This window comes from Nodosilinea nodulosa PCC 7104 (assembly GCF_000309385.1).
Classification (GTDB): domain Bacteria; phylum Cyanobacteriota; class Cyanobacteriia; order Phormidesmidales; family Phormidesmidaceae; genus Nodosilinea; species Nodosilinea nodulosa.
This window is the reverse complement of the sequence record NZ_JH976538.1, coordinates 575,772-578,157: the sequence shown is the minus strand read 5'-3', so window position 1 is coordinate 578,157 and position 2,386 is coordinate 575,772. Positions and strand designations below refer to the sequence as shown.

General features: G+C 52.9%; 4 protein-coding genes. 1 reads left to right on the top strand and 3 read right to left on the bottom strand.

What is annotated here, in order from left to right; translation table 11 throughout:
• Positions 1 to 493 precede the first annotated feature (493 nt).
• Positions 494 to 685: a hypothetical protein gene (locus LEPTO7104_RS0130855; protein WP_026073229.1), complete on the top strand. Its 192-nt coding sequence runs from the start codon at positions 494 to 496 to the stop codon at positions 683 to 685.
• A gap of 194 nt (positions 686 to 879) precedes the next feature.
• On the opposite strand, the gene LEPTO7104_RS0130850 is transcribed toward LEPTO7104_RS0130855, so the two are convergent.
• From LEPTO7104_RS0130850 to LEPTO7104_RS42665, 3 genes are all read right to left on the bottom strand, one after another.
• Positions 880 to 1,260 carry a type II toxin-antitoxin system VapC family toxin gene (locus tag LEPTO7104_RS0130850; protein WP_017302429.1) on the bottom strand — a complete coding sequence of 127 codons (381 nt, stop codon included), beginning with the start codon at positions 1,258 to 1,260 and terminating at the stop codon, positions 880 to 882.
• Entirely contained in the window at positions 1,247 to 1,468 is a 222-nt protein-coding gene (locus LEPTO7104_RS0130845; protein ID WP_017302428.1) for a DUF2281 domain-containing protein, read from the bottom strand. The genes LEPTO7104_RS0130850 and LEPTO7104_RS0130845 overlap by 14 nt, the downstream gene beginning before the upstream one ends.
• A gap of 596 nt (positions 1,469 to 2,064) precedes the next feature.
• Positions 2,065 to 2,187: a hypothetical protein gene (locus tag LEPTO7104_RS42665; RefSeq protein ID WP_264308846.1), complete on the bottom strand. Its 123-nt coding sequence runs from the start codon at positions 2,185 to 2,187 to the stop codon at positions 2,065 to 2,067.
• Positions 2,188 to 2,386 lie beyond the last annotated feature (199 nt).

Genomic DNA, 2,386 nt, shown 5'->3' with positions numbered 1-2,386 from the left:
AGGTTTTGAGTCATGGTTCGATACTCCTGATGACGGCAAGGGGGCAGATCGCTCTCAGCGCTATCCTTGTTATCCAGCTTGGGAATCTCAGGACTCCCTAATATACTGTCCAGTCTGCTGGCGGCAATCTAGGTCAATGAAAGGGGGAGGCTCTTGTTCTACATAGCAAGCTCCAAAGGGCTTTAGGGTGCGTCCAGAGTCACTCCTAGGTCTATTTTGGGCCAAACCTTACATACAAGGGTGTGTTCCCGGCCTCAGGCCCACTCGGCAAGGGTGCAATGCCCTTTGCTGTGGACGGAACGCACCGCTTACGTCAGGCGAGAAGCCCGCTATCGTGAGCGGTGCATTGCGGCCCAGGAGCAGAACCTGTGGGGCTTTGCGCGGATCTGTGGGCCGGGAATGCACCCTACAGGCTCGGAAGGAAGATCTAGGCGTTTGCGTGACTAACCCCGTGACATGGTTTATGGAAGTAACCAATAGATAGGAGATGATGATGACGCTGGCGGAGATGAATCAGTTAGCCTTCAAGACGTTGATGGATAATCTGGGCTATGTGAATGCGGTTCGTTTCTTTAAGCAGTTTGAAACGGGCAGCGGCGATTACTCTCAAGATCGTCATCAGTGGCTAGATGATGTGAGCCTTGATGAAATTTGGTCAGATATTCAGCAGCGCCAAGCGGATTGAGGGTGGCAGGCCGCTGTAGGGCGGGCACTGCCCGCCTTTCACCTATGCTATTGCAAGCCAAATCCATCGGCTGGGCACCGCGCACGTTACGCCTCTGCGTTAGCGAAGCTATCCGAAGGAATCGCCGGGGATGAGTGCGTGGGGTTAAGTGACGGGTGAATGAGAGGGGTGGTGGGCAATGCCCACTCTACAACTTAGTCTATGTTTAAAATATCAACCATGCGATTGGCCAACTGCTGATCTAACGTGATCAATTCTAAATCACTTACTTTAGCCGTAGCAGCGATGATGGCATCAGGAATTTTGAGCTTATATTGGCGGCGAATTTGGATCGCCATATCTTCAACGAGCTGAGCTATAGGCAGATATTGCATGGCTCCAAGGATAGTTTGAATGTATTCAATCTCGACATCCGTAATCCCTGGGTAGCCTAGCAGCTCAATTCTGCTAATAAAGCTGTAGGCACACATGTCTATCTCAACAGATCGATCTTGAAGAACGGTGAGGCTTTCATCATTACCTTTGACGATGCCGATAATAATGTTGATGTCTAGCAGAAACTTAGTCCCACTCATCTCTCATTTGCCTCTGAATGGCGACGGGATCTCCATTAAAGTTGGGAGAATCTTTGAGGATGCCAAAGTAAGACAGCAGAGAAGAGTGATTTGCATTTTGCTTAGGCTTGGCGTGTTGCTGCACAAACTCGGCAAACCTAAGCACCAGGTTTGCTTCTTCTTCTGGCAGTTTCCTGACCAGTTCATAGATAGCGTCTGCTGTACTCATAAGACCCTCCTAAAATTAGTAGGGTGGGCACTGCCCACCATTTACCTTTATCGTAAACTGCCTTCTGCGATCGCTGGATGTTTGAGGTGGGTGGTGGGTGAATGAGTGGGGTAGTGGGCAATGCCTGCCCTACGCCTGTCTAGGTAAGGGCAATTTGCCCCCATCGAGCGCTCTAAAAGCTCAATTATGCGTAGGGTGTGTTCCCGGCCTCAGGCCCAATCGGCAAGGGTGCAATGCTCTCTGCTGTGGCCGGAACGCACCGTTTGCGTCAGGCGAGAAACCCGCTATCGTGGGCGGTGCATTGCGGCCCAGGGGCAGAGTCTGGGAGGCTTTGCGCGGATTTGTGGGCCGGGAATGCACCCTACAGCGGTACTGTCTGAGTGGGAGGTTTGGCCCTATCGAGCGCTCGGAAAGCTTGATCATGCGTAGGGTAAGTTCCCGGCCTAGGTCAACTCGGTGAGTGTGCAGTGCGCTTTGCGCTGGCCGTAACGCACCGCTTGCGTCAGGGGAGAGGCTCGATATCGTAAGCGGTGCATTGCGGCCCAAGGGCAGGGTTTGCGAGGCTTTGCGCTGATTTATGGACTGAGAATGCAACCCTACGCCTGCTCTGTCATGATGGCCCACAGGGCATCGATGCCGTGACCGACATAGGCAGACTGCTGGTTTTGCTCAATCCAGTCAGCCAACCGCGGTGCAACGGTTTCTGTCTGCTTACCCACTCACGGTTCGCTCATTTTTAAATGAGGTCAGCCAATTGGGATAGGTTAGGGCTATGGATACCCCCCTAACCGTTATCACCGAACGGGTTGACGATATTCCCCTGTTGCTGGCCCAACTGCAGCGGATGGACGTGCAACCCCTGCTCGACGACTACTTTCCGACCCATGGGAACTGGCAGGGGCTCAGCTTAGGCCATGG